General features: G+C 72.2%; 14 protein-coding genes, 1 tRNA gene and 1 pseudogene. 5 read left to right on the forward strand and 11 right to left on the reverse strand.

Translation table 11 applies throughout. The annotated features are described in order from the left end of the window. The first annotated feature begins 167 nt into the window (after window positions 1–167). Complete coding sequence (locus tag QMZ92_RS14350; RefSeq protein ID WP_283297756.1) at window positions 168–3,092, forward strand: helix-turn-helix transcriptional regulator; 2,925 nt, start codon at window positions 168–170, stop codon at window positions 3,090–3,092. A 252-nt stretch (window positions 3,093–3,344) separates the two neighbouring features. Here QMZ92_RS14350 and QMZ92_RS14355 read toward each other — a convergent pair. Next, window positions 3,345–3,418 (reverse strand) — tRNA-Pro (locus QMZ92_RS14355). A 124-nt stretch (window positions 3,419–3,542) separates the two neighbouring features. Here QMZ92_RS14355 and QMZ92_RS14360 point away from each other — a divergent pair. Both QMZ92_RS14360 and QMZ92_RS14365 read left to right on the forward strand, forming a co-directional pair. Beyond that, complete coding sequence (locus QMZ92_RS14360) at window positions 3,543–4,259, forward strand: thiamine pyrophosphate-binding protein (protein WP_283297757.1); 717 nt, start codon at window positions 3,543–3,545, stop codon at window positions 4,257–4,259. Between the two features lie 91 nt (window positions 4,260–4,350). Then, a complete protein-coding gene (locus QMZ92_RS14365; protein ID WP_283297758.1) occupies window positions 4,351–5,259 on the forward strand; it encodes a transketolase family protein in 909 nt (302 codons plus the stop codon). A gap of 40 nt (window positions 5,260–5,299) precedes the next feature. On the opposite strand, the gene tgmB is transcribed toward QMZ92_RS14365, so the two are convergent. The 4 genes from tgmB to QMZ92_RS14385 form a co-directional block, all read right to left on the reverse strand. Further along, window positions 5,300–6,238, reverse strand: coding sequence for an ATP-grasp ribosomal peptide maturase (tgmB, locus tag QMZ92_RS14370; protein WP_283297759.1), 939 nt, complete (start codon window positions 6,236–6,238; stop codon window positions 5,300–5,302). 15 nt (window positions 6,239–6,253) lie between these two features. After that, window positions 6,254–6,445, reverse strand: coding sequence for a putative ATP-grasp-modified RiPP (gene tgmA / locus QMZ92_RS14375; protein ID WP_138051927.1), 192 nt, complete (start codon window positions 6,443–6,445; stop codon window positions 6,254–6,256). Between the two features lie 549 nt (window positions 6,446–6,994). Continuing rightward, window positions 6,995–7,363, reverse strand: a complete 369-nt coding sequence (locus QMZ92_RS14380; RefSeq protein ID WP_283297760.1) for an MmcQ/YjbR family DNA-binding protein — start codon at window positions 7,361–7,363, stop codon at window positions 6,995–6,997. Window positions 7,364–7,483: 120 nt separating this feature from the next. Next, window positions 7,484–8,440, reverse strand: a complete 957-nt coding sequence (locus QMZ92_RS14385; protein ID WP_283297761.1) for an alpha/beta fold hydrolase — start codon at window positions 8,438–8,440, stop codon at window positions 7,484–7,486. A gap of 640 nt (window positions 8,441–9,080) precedes the next feature. Between QMZ92_RS14385 and QMZ92_RS14390 the strand changes: the two genes are divergently transcribed. Further along, window positions 9,081–10,277: an acyl-CoA dehydrogenase family protein gene (locus QMZ92_RS14390; RefSeq protein ID WP_283297861.1), complete on the forward strand. Its 1,197-nt coding sequence runs from the start codon at window positions 9,081–9,083 to the stop codon at window positions 10,275–10,277. A gap of 96 nt (window positions 10,278–10,373) precedes the next feature. Here QMZ92_RS14390 and QMZ92_RS14395 read toward each other — a convergent pair whose 3' ends face one another. Genes QMZ92_RS14395 through QMZ92_RS14415 form a run of 5 tightly spaced genes read right to left on the reverse strand, consistent with a single transcriptional unit; the run spans window position 10,374 to window position 14,267 of the window. Continuing rightward, window positions 10,374–10,943 carry a GAF domain-containing protein gene (locus QMZ92_RS14395; RefSeq protein WP_283297762.1) on the reverse strand — a complete coding sequence of 190 codons (570 nt, stop codon included), beginning with the start codon at window positions 10,941–10,943 and terminating at the stop codon, window positions 10,374–10,376. Beyond that, entirely contained in the window at window positions 10,940–11,599 is a 660-nt protein-coding gene (locus tag QMZ92_RS14400; protein WP_283297763.1) for a GTP-binding protein, read from the reverse strand. Before QMZ92_RS14400 ends, QMZ92_RS14395 begins: the two co-directional genes overlap by 4 nt. Further along, entirely contained in the window at window positions 11,577–11,948 is a 372-nt protein-coding gene (locus QMZ92_RS14405; RefSeq protein ID WP_283297764.1) for a DUF742 domain-containing protein, read from the reverse strand. Before QMZ92_RS14405 ends, QMZ92_RS14400 begins: the two co-directional genes overlap by 23 nt. Before the next feature lie 2 nt (window positions 11,949–11,950). After that, the gene (locus tag QMZ92_RS14410) at window positions 11,951–12,385 is read right to left on the reverse strand and encodes a roadblock/LC7 domain-containing protein (RefSeq protein ID WP_283297765.1); all 435 of its coding nucleotides are present in this window, start codon (window positions 12,383–12,385) and stop codon (window positions 11,951–11,953) included. Window positions 12,386–12,392: 7 nt separating this feature from the next. After that, window positions 12,393–14,267, reverse strand: coding sequence for a sensor histidine kinase (locus tag QMZ92_RS14415; protein WP_283297766.1), 1,875 nt, complete (start codon window positions 14,265–14,267; stop codon window positions 12,393–12,395). Between the two features lie 369 nt (window positions 14,268–14,636). On the opposite strand from QMZ92_RS14415, the gene QMZ92_RS36020 reads away from it, so the two are divergent. Next, on the forward strand, window positions 14,637–15,527 hold the full coding sequence (locus QMZ92_RS36020) for a hypothetical protein (RefSeq protein WP_349307728.1): 891 nt from the start codon (window positions 14,637–14,639) through the stop codon (window positions 15,525–15,527). 186 nt (window positions 15,528–15,713) lie between these two features. Here the strand turns inward: QMZ92_RS36020 and QMZ92_RS14425 are convergent. Continuing rightward, window positions 15,714–16,061: pseudogene (locus QMZ92_RS14425) on the reverse strand (MBL fold metallo-hydrolase); the annotation flags it as partial. Window positions 16,062–16,078: the final 17 nt, after the last annotated feature.

Below are 16,078 nucleotides of genomic sequence, written 5' to 3' on the forward strand. Positions count from 1 at the left end.
AGGTCAGGGGCGCGTCCGCGGGCACGATCCGCGGGCGCGCCCCGCGTTCGGCCCGGTCCGGACCTGTCCGCATGCCGGACACGGGGCCTGGACTGGGCCGATCGGGTTCGTATCCTCTGCTCGAACGGGCAGGGGGCCCGCGCACGCCGGAAGGTGGTGGTGGGTACGTGAACGTCGGCGCGTACCTCCCCCTGCGCGCGAACGCGGGGATACCTCCCGTGCCGGTCGGCCGGGCCGAACTCCTCGACCGCCTCGACCGGGTCCTGCACACCCGCGGACGCGCCCTCCTCACCGGCCCCGCGGGCGTCGGCAAGTCCGAAGTGGCGCTCGCCATCGCGGCACGCGCCGAGGCGCGCGGCGAGCAGGTTCTGTGGCTGTCCACGCTCCCCACCGACCGCGGGATCCCCGGAGCGGCGGCGGCCGCGCTCGTGGCCTCCGTCACCGCGTCGGCGCCCGACCCGGGGCAGCGGACGGGCCCCGCCCCGAGCGGCGGGAATCCGGCCGAGGAACAGGACGCCCTCCGGATGTTGCCCGGCCCGCAGCGCGACGCCGTGGCGATGCTGTGCCGGGAGGCACCCGTGCCCGAGGAGGGCTGGGACCGCATCGCCCTGCGGCTCGCCCTCGCCGGCATCCTCCGCACGCTCACCGTCGGCAGTCCGGTCCTGCTCGTCGTGGACGGAGTCCAGCGGATGGACCCGGAGAGCGCCGACCTGCTGCGATTCGCCCTCCATCTGGCCCCGCCCGCGCTGCGGGTCGTCGCCGTCGAGACCCCGGACGCCGAGGCGTACGGCCCCGAATCCTCCGGCGAAAGCCCGGAACCGCTGTGGGTTCCGTCCGAGGCGGACGTGCTGAACGTGCCGCCGCTGCACGCCGACGAGATCGCCGAACTCCTCATCCACCACCGGCTACCGTCCCGGATGGCCGGCCGTATCCACCGGGCCAGCGGCGGCAACCCACGGCTCGCCCTCGCCATCGGCCGCTCCCTCGCCGACGCGCGGACGCCGGTGCACCACGCCGAGGCGCTGTCCCTGTCCGGCCGCGCCCGCGACCTCGCCCGGCAGCTCCTCGGGGTGGCCTCCCCCGCCGTGCGCGCCACGCTGCTGCTCGCCGCGCTCGCACTGCGGCCCTCGGCGTCGCTGATCCGCCGGGCGGGCCGCCCCACCGCGGAGTCCGACCTGGCCACGGCCGAACGGGCCGGACTGATCACCCTCACCGAGGACGGGACGGTGTCCTTCACGGCCGGCGTGCTGCCGTCGACACTCGTGCACGACGCCTGCTGGATCGAGCGCAGCCAGGGGCACGCCGCGCTCGCGCGGGTCGTGGACGACCCGGTGGAGGAGGTGCGGCACCGGGCCCTCGCCACGGACGTACCCGACGAGCAGCTGGCGGCCGAGGTCGCCGCCGCGGCCGACTCCGCACGGCGCCGCGGCAACAGCGCCCTGGCGGCTGAACTCGCCCTGCTCGCGGCGGAGTCCACGCCCGGGCGGGAGGGGACGCAGCGGATCGCCCGGCTCGTCGACGCGGCGGAGGAGGCCGCCCGTGCCGCACGCGCCGACCTCGCGGTGCGGGCCGCCACCGATCTCCTCTCCCGGGACGCCGGCCCTGCCGACCGGGTCCGGGCCCGCCTCGCGGTGCTGGACACCGCGGGTCAGGGACTCACCGACCTCGACGAGATCTATGTGCACGCGATGGAGGACTCCGAGGGCGACACCGCGCTGCGCGCCGCCGTACAGCTCCGCCTCGCGGTGAAGTACGTGCTCGCCGACGGCGACCCGGTACGCTCACGGGCGGCCGCCGTCGACTCGGCGGAACTGGCCTCCTCCGTCGGCGACGCGAGGACGGCGGCCAGGGCCCTGACCGTACGGGCGCGCATGGAACGCTTCCTGGGCTCGCCGGACGCGGAGCGGGTGCTGGCCGAGGCGCGGGCCCTGGAGATGGTCGAGCGGCCACCCGGGATCCGTAACGCCGCACAGATACTGACGATCCGCCACGCCCTCTTCGACGACCGGCTCGGCGATGCCCGGGACGAGCTCAACGCGCTGCTGCCGCTGGTCGAGCGCCGCGGCACCGTCGAGGACGCCATCGAGCTGTTCAACACGTCCGCGGAGGTCGAGGCGCGGCGCGGCCAGTGCGCGGCGGCGCTGTCGCACGCCGGACGGTCACTCGCCCTGACGCTGGAGGCGGGTCTCTCCCCGGGGCCCGCCTGGTACTCGCTGGCCCTCGCCGAGACGGCCGGCGGCAGCTTCGCCCGCGCCGCCGGCTACGCGCGCCGCAGCGCCCAGGCATCCGAGGAGGAGGGCGACCATGTCTTCCTGTCCCGCAGCCTCTACGCGCTCGGACGGGTCCAGCTCGTCACCGGCGACGTGGCCAACGCCCTGGAGACCCTGAGGCGGGTCCAGGCCGGGGAGCGCGCCCAGTCCGCCGTGGACCCGTCCATGCTGCGCTGGCACGAGGAACTGGCCGAGGCGCTGCTCGCCAACGACGCCCCGGAGGAGGCCGCGGCGGTACTCTCCGACGTCCGGCCGGTCGCGGAGCGGCTGGGCCGTACGACGGTGCTGCTCGGCTGCGACCGGGTGTACGCGCTGTACCTGGCGGCGAGCGGGAAGGCCGACGAGGCGTCCGGGTTGCTGACGGAGACGGCCGACCGGTTCGGCGACGCGGGGCTGCCCCTGGAGCGCGGCCGGGCGCTGATCGCGCTCGCCAGGGTGGAGCGCCGCCGCCGCAGGCGCTCGGCGGCCCAGCAGGCGCTGCAGTCGGCGGCGACGGTCTTCGAACGGTCGGGAGCGACACCCTGGCTGGCTCTGGCGTCGGAGACCCCGTCGGGCTCGGCCGAGCCCGCGCCCGCCCGTGACGGCGCGCTGTCGTCGCTGACGGAGGCGGAACTGCATCTGGCGCTGCTGGTCGGGCAGGGCGCCAGCAACCAGGAGGCGGCGGCGCGGCTGTACCTCAGCGTGAAGACGGTCGAGGCCCGGCTGACCCGCATCTACCAGAAGCTGGACGTGCGTTCGCGGGCGCAGCTGGCCACCGCGCTCAGCGCCTGGCCCGGGCTGAGGCCGCCGGCGATCCCGGCCGGCGGGCCCGCGGCCGGCTGAGAACCGCCGGCCCGGGAGAAGTCCCTCCGGATCCCCGCGCCGCCCCCACACGGCGGTGACGATCAACGTGCGCGGCCGTGCCACAGCGGCGGTCCCGGCCGGGCCGGAGGCGGGCCGTGCCGGCACGGCCACGTGTCGGCGGCCCCGGCGTGGTCCGGCCGGTGGCGCCGCACTTCGCACGGTGGCCGGAGGAAGCGGAGAGGCCGTGTCGGATCAACTCCGACACGGCCTCTCACCTGCGACTTCGAAAAGTCGGGACGACAGGATTTGAACCTGCGACCCCTTGACCCCCAGTCAAGTGCGCTACCAAGCTGCGCCACGTCCCGGTGCCCGTCTGACCTGGGGTTTCCCCCGGCCGAACGCGCACGAGAACCATACCGCACTTCGCCGGGTGGTCACGAACCGATTGCCGGTTGACCTCAAGTGCGGTTGAAGTTGCACGGTGGGCCCATGACGCCGACAGCATCGACCACGACCCGTGACCGCACCTGCACCCGCCAGGACCTGGACCGCCTGATGGCCCGGATGACGGGCGACGAGAAGCACGGGGCCGCCGCGACTTCCACGCTCGACGCCCTCTGGGTGCTCTACGACCGGGTGCTCAGGGTGACCCCCGAGACCGCCGGTTCGGTGGAGCGCGACCGGTTCCTGCTGTCGAAGGGCCACGGCCCGATGGCCTACTACGCGGTGCTCGCGGCCAAGGGGTTCATGGACGAGGAGTCGCTGACCGGGTTCGGGTCGTACGACTCCCCGCTGGGCCATCACCCCGACCGTGTGCTCGTGCCCGGCGTGGAGATCGGCAGCGGCTCGCTCGGGCACGGACTGCCCCTCGCGGTCGGCACCGCACTGGGCCTGCGGGCACAGGGGCTGGACGCTCCCGGGGTGTGGGTGCTGATCGGCGACGCAGAGCTGGACGAGGGGAGCAACCACGAGGCGATCGCCTACGCCGGCGCCGCAGGGCTCGAACGGCTCCACACGCTGGTGATCGACAACGGCTCCGCGACCCATGGCTGGCCCGGTGGCATCGCCTCCCGCTTCCAGGCGGCGGGCTGGTCGGCGGCGACCGTGGACGGACGCGACCACGGAGCGCTGTACGCGGCGTTCACCGCACCCCATGCCGGGCGCCCGCGTGCCGTCGTGGCCCGCGTCGAACCGAAGGACGCCTGACGGGCTCACCGGCGGCGCGCCCGGCCCGGAAACCAGCGGACAGCACGGGAGCGCCCGACGGGCGCCCGGACACCACACGAGGGAATTGATCATGGACACGATGCGGGACCGCTTCATCTCGACGACGACCCGGCTGCTGGACGAGGACCCTCGGCTCGCCCTCGTCCTGGCCGACATCAGCGGGGACGGATTCCGGCCCGCGGCACGGGCACACCCCGACCGGGTGATCAACGTCGGCATCCGCGAGCAGCTGATGATCGGCGTGGGCGGCGGACTGGCTCTGACGGGGCTGCGGCCGGTCGTGCACACTTTCGCGAGCTTTCTCGTCGAGCGGCCGTTCGAGCAGATCAAGCTCGACTTCGGGCACCAGGGCGTCGGCGGGGTGCTGGTGAGCGCGGGCGCCTCGTACGACTGGCCGGCGGGCGGCTTCACGCACATGTCGCCCGGCGATGTGGCCCTGCTCGACACCCTCGACGGCTGGACCGTGCACGTACCCGGGCACCCGGACGAGGCGGAGGCCCTGCTGCGGGCGGCCACCCCCGGGGACGACCGGGTCTATGTGCGCCTGTCGCTCCAGTCGAACGAGCAGGCGCGGCCCGTCGACGGCACCCGCTTCACGGCCGTACGGGAGGGACGCGGCGGCGTGGTGGTCGCCGTGGGGCCGATGCTGGACCCCGTGCTGGCGGCGACCGGGGGGATGGACGTGACGGTGCTGTACGCGACGACCGTCCGGCCCTTCGACGCCTCCGCGGTCCGCCGGGCGGCCGGGCGCGGATCCGCCGACGTGGTGATCGTCGAGCCGTATCTGGCGGGCACGTCGACCGCCGCCGTCAACGACGCACTGACGGACGTGCCGCACCGTGTGCTGGGGCTCGGCGTCGCCCGGCGGGAGCTCCGGCGGTACGGGCGGATGGACGAGCATCTCGCGGCGCACGGCCTGGACCCGGCCGGGCTGCGCGGGCGGATCGGGCGCTTCCTCGGCGACGGCGCGCACCACTGAGCAGGCGGCCTCGTACCCCTGGCGGCCCTCCCCTCGGTCGTCACCCCTGGCCCCTGGCCGGCGGGGCGAGCCACGCGGCGACGGCCTCGGCGATGGGCAGACCGGTCTCCAGTTCGATGAAGCCGAACTGGCCGCCCTGGTTGCACTCCAGGAACCACCACAGCCCCTCCTCGTCCTCGGCGAAGTCGAAGGCGGCGTAGGCGAGTCCGGCGAGACCCATGTAGTCCCGAACGGCCCGGGCGATGCGCTCCGGTACATCCACTGCCTTCCAGGGCTGACCGGTGTCGCCGTACCGTCCGTCCACCTGTCCGTCCTCGGAGAGCTTCCGGGCGGCGAACAGGCGTGTGCCCACGGCGGTCAGGCGGATGTCGGACCGCTTGGGCACGTACTGCTGGAGCAGCGTGGGACCGGCGGCCACACCGGAGAAGTCGGCGTCGGGGGGGATGCGGGTGGTGGGCAGGGACACCGGCGGATCACCGGGCGGCGGCCCGGAGGCGGACTTCACCACGATGTCCTGGTACTGCGCCGCGAACTGCCGCGCCACACGGGGGAACGTGGTGACCACGGTGGGAGGGACGGCGAAGCCGCTGCGGTGCGCGAGGCTGAGCTGCCAGGGTTTGCAGCGGGCCTGCGCGGACACGCAGGGGTGGTTCATCCAGCGTGCGGTGGCCGAGTACAGCATTCCGTACAGGGCCTGCTCGGTCTCCGCGGTCAGCCATGCCGAGGGCTCCTCGGCGTGGGCGGCGGGTTCACCAGGTCTGCGCACCCATATCGACCGCAGGGCGCCCATGCTCAGCAGCCTGCCGTCGGTCGAGATGTGGCCGTAGAAGTCACCGCGCACATACTCGGCGGACAGGGCGGCCTCGCCCGGGAGATCTGCGGGGTCGAGCCGCACGAGGGGCACCCCCCGGTCATGCAGCTTGGCGATCACCATGTCCGCGGTGACGTCTTGACGGCACGTCAGTATCAGTACGGTCATCGCTGCGCCGGTCCGTCAGTCGTCGAAGTGCGTCTTGGAGCCGGCGGTGGAGGTCGTCGTGCCGGTGACCAGGATCAGATCGCGGTCGACGATGGCCGGCCGCCCGTCCGGCAGCACATTCAGCTGCAGCGCGGAGTCGTAGGTGTACGGCAGGGTGACCGCAGGACTCTCGGCCGGAAGTACGTAGTTCAGTACGAACGGTCGCATGAGTCTCCTTCGTCGATTGTCTGGGCACACGTAGCAGTACGTGCCGATGATGTAGGGCACTCATTACTATCCGTCACTTCCGTACGTGCTGGCAGTGAATGTAGTCACAGTGTGCGGACCCCACGGGATCGCCCCATCGGTAGACGGATGGGGGAATGTGCAGGGTTCCCCCATGAGAGCAAGGAATGGTGTAGACCGTTGTGAACATCCCGTGAAGACGGGCGAGTTGAGCCATCACCCGTGATCGCGTGCGCACACGCCATGACCGTCCGTCACTTGCGCACATCCTCCGCGCACACTCCATGACCATGCGTCACACACTTCCGTCACCCGCGCATGCGTCGTGACCGTGCGCCACCTCCACCCGTAGGCCGCGTACACGGCATCACTCTACGTAACAGGCGTGCACCGGCCCGCGCGCGGACCTCGCGTGCGCATGCGCCCCGTGCGCCGGTTCGGCAGGCGCGCGCCTGTCGAACCTCCGCGCCCCCCGGTCCCGCGCCTGTGCGCCCCTTCCGGCTTCGCCCCGCGTGGGAGGAGTCGCCGGGGTCAGGGCCAGGACGGCCCGCCCGGCTCGGGATGGGCTTCGAGCGGCCGTCGCGGAGCCGCCTGCCGCCAGGAGTCGAGCAGGACGGCGTACAGCTCCTCCTCGTCGTCCAGTGCGCCGAGCCGCACCCTCAGCCAGGCGTAGGCGTCGTCGTGCCCTTCGCGGACGAAGAACTTGTGCGGCTCGGAGGCGATCAGCCGCTCGCGGTCCTCGTGGGGGCACTTGACCCCGATCACCTGATCGCCGTCGTCGAGCGAGGCGAAGATCCTTCCGCCCCGTCCCGCCCGGAACGTGGGCAGGCCCCAGGCGAGCTCCTCCACCGCACCGGGGAGTGCGAGCGCGATTCTGCGTGCGTCGTCGGCAGTGGCCATCCTTCGACGGTACGGCGCCCCACCGACAACGCCCGGGACCACCCGCCCCGACACCCGGACCCCGGCTCGCACTCGCGCCGGCTCACACCCGCCCGTCCGATCCCCACCCGCCCGTTCGGTTCACACCCATTTGCCCAGCCAGGCCACCAGATCCTGCTGGACCTCCTCGCGGTTGGTCTCGTTGAGGATCTCGTGGCGGGCACCCTCGTACGCCTTCCACGTCAGGGACTCCGTACCGACGTAGCGGAAGTCCTCCAGCAGTTCGTGGACCAGGGTCATCCGCTGGTGGCAGGGGTCCTCCGCACCGACGGCGACATGGACGGGAAGGTCGGCCGGAACGCGGGCCAGGTTGCGCGGGTCGTTGATCTTCCGCACGGCGCGCAGCCAGTCGAGGACGAGGCCCGTGGTGAAGGGGAAGCCGCAGCGCTCGTCCATGGCGTAGGCGTCCACCTCGTCCTCGTCGCGGGACAGCCACTCGAATCCGGTCCGGTGCGGGTACGGGTCGTTGAAGGACGCGAAGAGCTCGGAGAGGTAGGCGGAAGGGGCCGAGCGGCCCTCGGCGGCCGCCTGCCCCTCCAGACGGGCGAGGGATCCCTCGATGTCGGCACCCGGCAGCGTACGGAAGGCACCGGAGAGGATCAGGCCGCTGAGATCGTCCGGGTACTCCTGGACGTAGTCGCGGGCGAGCATGGAGCCCAGGCTGTGCCCGAGGACGACCACGGGAACCCCCGGATGGAGCAGCCTTGCCCGGTCGCCGACCGCCTTGATGTCCTCCACCATCGCGCGCCAGCTGTCGTAGCCGTCGACCGGTGCGGCGTCGGGCGTCTCCGCGACGCCGTAGCCGCCGGTGGAGGGGGCCGTCGCCCCGTGACCACGGTGATCGGAGGCGATCGTCCCGTAGCCGTGGGCGGCCAGATGGCGGGCGAACCGGTCGTACCGCAGCGCGTGCTCCGCGGCCCCGTGGACGAGCTGCACCAGGGCCCGGGGACGCCGGCTCTCCGGCAGCCAGGAGTACGTGGCGATCTGCACGCCGTCGGCGGCGTCCAGCAGTCCGGGGCGGTATGCGGTCGCGGTCATGGGGGCCGGCCTCCTCGGTCGGACGGTCACGGGGCACGCGGGGGTCCCTCCCCCGGTCGCCGCCGGTCACACCCACCAGGCCCCGAATGCGCCTGCCGTGCCCGTCCGGCCCCGGGCACGCTCATCGAGCCCGGGGCCGTGGACGTCGCCCTCGCCGTGGTGCAGCACGGCGAGGGACTGACGCCGCCCCTGGACACCGGCGCAGGCCGTCGGGGGCGTGCGCCCGGAGAGGCATGCGCTGGTCAGCGCCCCTGTACGCCGGGACCGCTTTCCGCTCAAAGCCCGTCGATTCCGGCTGAGTTACGGGCATTTCCGGACCTCTGGGGCCTGGCCGACCGTCGCCGAAAGCGGAATGCTGTCCCTCGGCGCCATATGCCCGACAACCCCTTGCCCAGGGCATGTGGCAGAAAGAAGACCCGCGGGCATGCCTGCGGGTGCACCGGACGGGCCGCTACCACCAGGGACATAACCTCAATCACACTTCAATGGGTCACATTTCGGCCAAAGTTGGCCACCGAGTTGTACCACTCGTAAGCGATCAACACCATGAGGTGGTCGGCCTGCACGAGACGGGACCATGCCGATGCACCATCTGCTCGAACACTCGCGCGAGCAGGCGTTTCGCAGAGGAGGGCTCGCGATGGACGGGTACTTCGCCGGTCGGCTTCATCATCAGCTTCGTGAGCGGGTGCGGAACTTCGCCGAGTGCGAGGTCCGCCCGCGCATTCCGGCCATGGAGGCCGCCCGCACGGTGCACCACGACCTCTCGCGGCTCATCGCGCGACAGGGCTGGCTCGGAGCGACGATCAGCAAGGGCCACGGCGGGATGGGGGTCGGACATCTGGCCAAGACCATCATCATCGAGGAACTGTCCCGCGTGAGCGGCGCGATGGGAGCCATGGTCCAGGCCTCCCAGCTGGGCGTCGCCAAGATCGTCCACTTCGGGAACGAGGAGCAGAAGAAGACCTGGCTCCCCCTGATCGCGGCGGGCGAGTGCCTGCCCACGATCGCGGTCACCGAGCCCGAGTCGGGCGGCCATGTGCTGGGCATGAGCGCCACCGCCGTGCGTGACGGCGACGACTACGTCATCAACGGCCGCAAGGTGTACGTCGGCAACAGTCACGTCGGTGATCTGCACGGGGTCGTCGTCCGGACGGGGCCCGGCTCCAGGGGGCTCACGGCCTTTCTGGTGGAGTCCGGCCGCCCGGGGTGCCGCACGGACGAACAGAAGCCCACCATGGGACTGCACGGCTTCAGTTTCGGTGAGCTCCACTTCGACAACTGCCGGGTTCCGGCCGCCAACCGGCTCGGGGAGGAGGGGGACGGCCTCGCCGTCGCCTACTCCTCCAGCGTGCTCTACGGCCGGGCCAACCTGACCGCCGTCGCACTCGGCATACACCAGGCCGTCCTGGAGGAGACCACACGGTTCTGCGCCGAGCGCCACCGTTACGGCAAGCCGCTGCACGAACTGCCGTCCATCAAGCTGAAGCTGGGGCAGCTCCAGTCACGGCTGATGACGGCGCGGCTCGCCGCGTACCACGCGGTGCATCTGCTGGACCAGGGACTGGCATGCGACGCGGAGCTGATGAACGCCAAACTCGTCAACGTCGAGTCCACGCTCGACTCGGCACGGAACGCGATGGAGATACACGCCGCGTCCGGGCTGTTCACCGAGCGTCCGATCGAGCGCTATCTCCGGGACGCGCACCACATCTTCGCGCCCGCGGGCACCTCCGACATCCAGTTGCTCCGACTGGCCGAAGTGGCCCTGGGCCAGTCGAAGGGCCAGTGGTCGGAGCGGCTGGCCGAGCTGACGCGCATGGACGCCCTGGTCTGATTTGGGGCAGGCGAGAGGGGCCCAGCGGATGCGGCTCGGAGCACACGACGTCCCCGGGAGCCGTACGGCGTTCCCGGGGACGTCACCACGTCACGGTCACAGCAGCCCGTCCTCACGGCGGTGGATCTGCCCGACCAGCTCGGCCGCGAGCGACTTGATGGTCTCCAGACCCGCCCGGCCCCACGGCCGCGGCTCGGTGTCCACCACGCAGATCGTGCCCAGGGCGATGCCCGTACGGTCGATCAGGGGCGCACCCAGGTACGAGCGGATGCCGATCTCGTCGACGACCGGATTGCCCGCGAACCGGGGGTAGTCGCAGACGTCCTCCAGCACCAGCGCCTTGCGCCGCACGACCACGTGCGGGCAGTAGCCGTGGTCGCGCGCCATGAAGCGGCCCACGTCCCCGCCGCCCGCCGCCGCGAGGTCGCCCCCGCCCGCGTGGGTACCCTCGGGTGTGTGCAGCCCCGCGAAGAACTGCTGGTGCTCGTCGATGAAGTTGACCATCGAGTACGGGGCCCCGGTCACCTCCGCGAGCTTGTGGGCGAATTCGTCGAACGCCGGCTCGGGCCGTTCGCCCAGCCCGAGCTGACGCAGCCGACGCACCCGGGCGGGGGCCTCCCGGTCGACGGGTGTCAGCAGCAGGTGGCCGGTCGGGTCGTACGTCATGACTGAGCTCCGTAGCTCGGCGCCGCTGCCGGTGCCGGGGTGGTGGTGAGCAGATGCTGGACGAGGGTGACCAGAGTGCCGATCCCGGAGCCGGCGATGCGCGCGTCGCACAGCACGACCGGGACGTCCTCCCTGAGGTCGATCGCGGCCCGGACCTCGTCCGGTTCGTAGCGGTAGGAACCGTCGAACTCGTTGACGGCGACGACGAACCCGATGCCGCGCCGCTCGAAGAAGTCCACGGCGGAGAAGCAGTCCTCCAGCCGGCGCGTGTCGGCGAGGACGACCGCGCCGAGCGCTCCTCCGGAGAGCTCGTCCCACATGAACCAGAAGCGCTCCTGGCCCGGTGTGCCGAAGAGGTACAGCACATGGCGGTCGTCGAGGGTGATCCGGCCGAAGTCCATGGCCACCGTGGTGGTCGTCTTGGACTCCACTCCCGCCAGGCTGTCGGTGCCGACGCTGACGGCGGTCAGCAGTTCCTCGGTACTCAGCGGCTCGATCTCGCTCACCGCGCCCACGAAGGTCGTCTTGCCCACCCCGAAGCCGCCCGCGACCAGGATCTTCAGTGCGGTGGGAAAGGGATCGCCGCGGAGACGGGAGCCCTGGTCGTGCTCGGGGGTGTGGTCAGGGCGGTGGTCAGAGCCGTCGTCGTAGGCCATCGAGCACTGCCTCCAGCAGGGAACGGTCGGTCGGGGAGTCCTGGAAGCGGGGCGCCCTTGCGGTGACGGCCCCGCAGTCCACGAGGTCGGACAGAAGCACCTTGGTGACGACCGCGGGGAGCCGTAAGTGCGCCGAGATCTCCGCCACCGACGTGGGCCCGCCGCACAGACCGAGGGCCAGTGCGTGCTCCGGACCGAGCGCCCCCTGCGGGACGGTGCCGGTGGCCATCACCAGGGACAGCAGATCGAGGGTGGCCGTAGGACGGGTACGGCCCCCGATCACGGAGTAGGGACGGATCAGCCGCCCTGCCGCATCGTCGAGCCACGGCCCGTCCTTGGGGGCCGGCACGGTCAGAACCCCGTGGCGTTCGGCGCCCCGGCGGCCTGTCTGGCCGGAGTGACCAGATACGGCCGTACGCTCTTGACCAGCATCGCCATCTCGTACCCGAGGACCGCGGCGTCCGCCTCCCGCCCCGCCAGCACGGCCAGACAGGTGCCCGATCCGGCCGTGGACACGAACAACAGAGTGGAGTCGAGTTCCACCACGACCTGGCGGACCTCACCCCCGTCGCCGAACCGGGCGCCGGCGCTGCGGCCGAGCGAGTACAGCCCGGACGCCAGCGCGGCCATGTGGTCGGCGCTGTCGGCATCGAGGCCGTGCACGGACTTCACCAGGCCGTCGGAGGAGAGCAGAACCGCGTTGCGGGTGTGCGGCACTCGCTGGACCAGGCCGCCGAGCAGCCAGTCGAGATCCGAGGAATGGCCCGTGGGCACATCGCTCGCCATGGTGCATCTACTCCTTGTGGGTGTCGAGCTGTTGCTGCGGTTCGTGCGGGACCGGGTCCGCTGCTTCCGGCGTCCGGGACTCCGCGAGGCCGATTCCCCGTTGAAAGGCCGCCATCAGCCCGGGGTCGTGCAGGGCCTGCTCCTCGGGTCTGCGCGGGGCTGGTTCGTCCCGCAGCTGGGGTGCCAGATGCTCCTGGGCGCGCCGTTTGGGCAACTGCGGGCGGCCCATGGTGCCGCGTACGGCCGGGGGGTCGGACGGGGAGGGCGCATGGCGCGGCTCGGGCGGCCGCGGGGGCGGTTGCGCCGGCGCCGGCGGGGCGGCCGCGTGGGCCGCGCCGGTCCGGACGGTGGCCGGGTTGGCCCGGTCCGGGTGCTCGCCGCGCACCGGTAGCGGCCCGGCTGCGGGATCCGCCGCAGGCTGCTGGTGCGGCATCCCCGGCATGCTCGCCGCGTAGCTCAGAGTGCGCTGACTGCCGGTGTGGTGCGCGTCGACGGTGTGCGGCGGCTCGACGGCGGGATGAGGGACGGCCCCGGGGGCTGCGGCGCGCTCCCGGCCGGCGACCCCGCCCGCCACCGCGGCGGCCGCGGCCGGCGGCTGGTCGGCGTGGCGGTGGGCACCCTGCTGCCCGGCACCGTCCTGGGCTCCCGGCTCGGCACCGAGCAGCCCCTGGGGCAGCACCAGGACGGCCTGGATGCCTCCGTAGATGTTGGACTGGAGCCGGACCGCGATGCCGTGCCTGCGTGCGAGCGCCGAGACCACGAACAGTCCGATGCGGCCGTCCTGCAGGAGGTGCGCCACATTGACCTGGTCGGGGTCGGCGAGCAGGGCGTTCATCTTGTTCTGCTCGGAGAGGGGCATGCCGAGACCCCGGTCCTCGACCTCCACGGCCAGCCCCGCCGTGACGTGCGAGGCGCGCAGCAGCACCTGGGTGTGCGGGGCGGAGAACAGGGTGGCGTTCTCCACCAGCTCGGCGAGGAGGTGGATGACGTCGGCGACGGCGTGGCCGCGCAGGGTGCCGTCGATCGGCGGCACCAGCTTGACCCGGGGGTACTGCTCCACCTCGGCGATGGACGAGCGGAGGACCTCGGTCATGGTGACCGGGTTGGACCACTGGCGACGGGAGATGGCTCCGCCGAGCACGGCGAGGTTCTCCGCGTGGCGGCGGATCCGGGTCGCCAGGTGGTCGACGTGGAAGAGGCCCTTGAGCAGCTCCGGGTCCTCGACCTCGTTCTCCAGCTCGTCGAGCAACTGGATCTCGCGGTGCACCAGCGACTGGAGCCTGCGGGCGAGATTGACGAAGACCTCGACCTTCTGCTCGTTGCCCACGCTGCTGGACAGTCGGGAGGCCTGGACCACGGCGGCCACGGCGGACTCGTGGGAGCGCGTCAGCTCCTGGGCGAGGAGATCGAGTTCGTCACCACCGGCGGTCGGGACGGGCAGGCTCTCACGGGGCGACGGACGCTCGCCGTGGCGCAGTCGGTCCACCACGGCGGTGAGTTCGGCCTGCCGGCGGGCGCTGGACCGGCGCAGGCTCTGCGCGCGGTCGCGCAGGGTTCTGGCCGTGCGTTCCGCGCCCAGCGCCGCCGCCGCAACGGCGACGGCGGCGAGGGCCGCCGAGCCGGCGAGCGCGACCCACAGCGCGGCGGACGGCCGCGCGTCGGTGGAACGGATCGTGAACAGCACGGCGGCCGCGCCGCTGAGCGAGACCACGACGGCGGGCAGAACGGCGGTTCGCAGCAGTTGGGAACGTATACGGGCTTCGGAGTTCGGCGGCGTGGACTGCGGCCTGCCCGCGGAGGAGAGCGCGCGGGCGCCTGACCGGCCGTGCCGCCCGCCCTCGCGGCGGTCCTGCCGCGCGGCGGGTGCGCGTAGTTGAGACATCAGCGTCCTTGGTACGTGGCCCGGGAATCGTGTACCGATCGGTGTGCGCGGCGCCAAGGGGGTTGCGAGAGCCCACCGTTGATCACCGGACACACACGGTAGTCGTGATCCGTTCATGTGCGGTGGGCAGTTGACAAACTTGCCCGTAGAGCATCCCGCTCTGGTATGAGGGCTCGCACGCACAGGCGAAATTCCGGGGGCAGCGGTGGGTGCGTGTGCCCGGGTACGTCCTCGTCCTCGGCTGATGGGGCGGAGTGTCCGGACAATTCGTGAGAGGCCGGCCGTGCGGCGGGCCCCGGCGTCGGGTCTCCTCGTCCGCCCGAGCGTGCCCGTCCGGCTCGTCCAGGGGGGTGCAGCGCGAGGTTGAACGTGCCCCAGCGGATCGGTGACATCACCCCGGACAGCTGCCCGCGTACGGTGGAGCGACCGCTACCCGGGAGGGTCCGTGGCCAGCCGGACGCAGGGCACCGTATCCGATGCGGCGTCCTCCGCCACTTCCGCACATCCACGACCGAGCCCAAGGGCAACCAGGCGGGCGCGGTGGCCGGTTCGTTCACCACCACCAACACCTACGACTCGATCTACCAGCTGACGTCCGTGGTCAACTCGGCCGGTGACAAGGTCAGCTACGCGTACGACGACGTCGGCAACGTCACCAAGGTCGTCGACCCGAAGAAGAACGCGACCACCGACCCCGACGACTACACGGGCACGACGGTCTACGACCTGAACCACCGGGTCGTCACGTCCACCGACGCGGCCGGCAGGTCCACGTCGAAGAAGTACGACAAGGACGGCCTGGTCGTCGAGGCCACGGACGCCGAGAACCGGACCACGTACGTCACCTACGACGAGCGGGCCCGCCAGACCGAGATCAAGGTCCCGTACACGGGCACGACCTCGATCACCTACCGCACGACCCGGTACGAGTACGACCAGGTCGGCAACGCGACGAAGGTCGTCACCCCGCGCGGCACAGAGACGGCGGACACCGACGACTTCGCCGCCCGAACCGAGTACGACGCCATGAACCGGCCGGTCAAGCAGTTCCAGCCGTACGACCGGCGACCGCGACACCGCAGCGGGCGCCTTCATCTGCCTGCTGCTTTCGACGCTGTTCGGCATCGGGGCGGGGGCAGTGGCGTTCCGCTGGATGACCGCGCGCGTGCTGTGCGCCCTCCAGCTGGCGCTCGTGGTGATCATCTGGACCCGGGTGCCCAGCCCGTTCTGAGCACCGGGCCGGGGGGAGTCGCCCCGTGACCGATGGATCTGCCCGACGGCCGGAGCCGTCGGGCAGATCCGTGCGCGGCCCGTGCCGCGGCGCGTCGGGCGGGGCGCGTCAGGCCGGATCCACCATGCGCTCACCGGCCGGTCCGGCGACGGTGCTCCGGAACTGCGGCGGATCCGGCATCCGCACGACCCCGCCGCGGTCGCCCCCGGCCGACGTCACCGCTCACCGGCGAGGTCGAGATCACCCCTGCTCGTCTCGGCCGCACTCTCAACACCCCGCGGACGGCGCCACGGACGGGCGATCGGACCGGAGACCGCCCGCCACCACGGCTCCTCGGGCAGCCTCCCCGCCGGCTCGAACGGCTCACCGGGCCGCGGGAACGCCACCGCCTGGCCGGCCTCCTCGCCCGCGTCCTTCGTCCACTCCCCCGGCTCCGCCCACGCATGCAGAGCCAGGTTGAAGGTGCCCCAGTGGATCGGCAGCAGCACCCCGGACGGCCGCCCGCCCTGGAGGTCCAGATGGGCCCGCACACCCTCGGCCGGAGTCATGTGGATGTCGGGCCATATGACGCTCTATCAGA

The organism is Streptomyces sp. HNM0645 (assembly GCF_030056615.1).
GTDB classification, from domain to species: Bacteria; Actinomycetota; Actinomycetes; order Streptomycetales; family Streptomycetaceae; genus Streptomyces; species Streptomyces marianii.

Excerpts from the sequence above, each read along its gene's own strand:
- QMZ92_RS14360 (WP_283297757.1), top strand. The coding sequence starts at position 3,543 with ATGACGCCGACAGCATCGACCACGACCCGTGACCGCACCTGCACCCGC.
- QMZ92_RS14365 (WP_283297758.1), top strand. The coding sequence starts at position 4,351 with ATGGACACGATGCGGGACCGCTTCATCTCGACGACGACCCGGCTGCTG.
- tgmB (WP_283297759.1), bottom strand. The coding sequence starts at position 6,238 with ATGACCGTACTGATACTGACGTGCCGTCAAGACGTCACCGCGGACATG.
- tgmA (WP_138051927.1), bottom strand. The coding sequence starts at position 6,445 with ATGCGACCGTTCGTACTGAACTACGTACTTCCGGCCGAGAGTCCTGCG.
- QMZ92_RS14380 (WP_283297760.1), bottom strand. The coding sequence starts at position 7,363 with ATGGCCACTGCCGACGACGCACGCAGAATCGCGCTCGCACTCCCCGGT.
- QMZ92_RS14385 (WP_283297761.1), bottom strand. The coding sequence starts at position 8,440 with ATGACCGCGACCGCATACCGCCCCGGACTGCTGGACGCCGCCGACGGC.
- QMZ92_RS14390 (WP_283297861.1), top strand. The coding sequence starts at position 9,081 with ATGGACGGGTACTTCGCCGGTCGGCTTCATCATCAGCTTCGTGAGCGG.
- QMZ92_RS14395 (WP_283297762.1), bottom strand. The coding sequence starts at position 10,943 with ATGACGTACGACCCGACCGGCCACCTGCTGCTGACACCCGTCGACCGG.
- QMZ92_RS14400 (WP_283297763.1), bottom strand. The coding sequence starts at position 11,599 with ATGGCCTACGACGACGGCTCTGACCACCGCCCTGACCACACCCCCGAG.
- QMZ92_RS14410 (WP_283297765.1), bottom strand. The coding sequence starts at position 12,385 with ATGGCGAGCGATGTGCCCACGGGCCATTCCTCGGATCTCGACTGGCTG.
- QMZ92_RS14415 (WP_283297766.1), bottom strand. The coding sequence starts at position 14,267 with ATGTCTCAACTACGCGCACCCGCCGCGCGGCAGGACCGCCGCGAGGGC.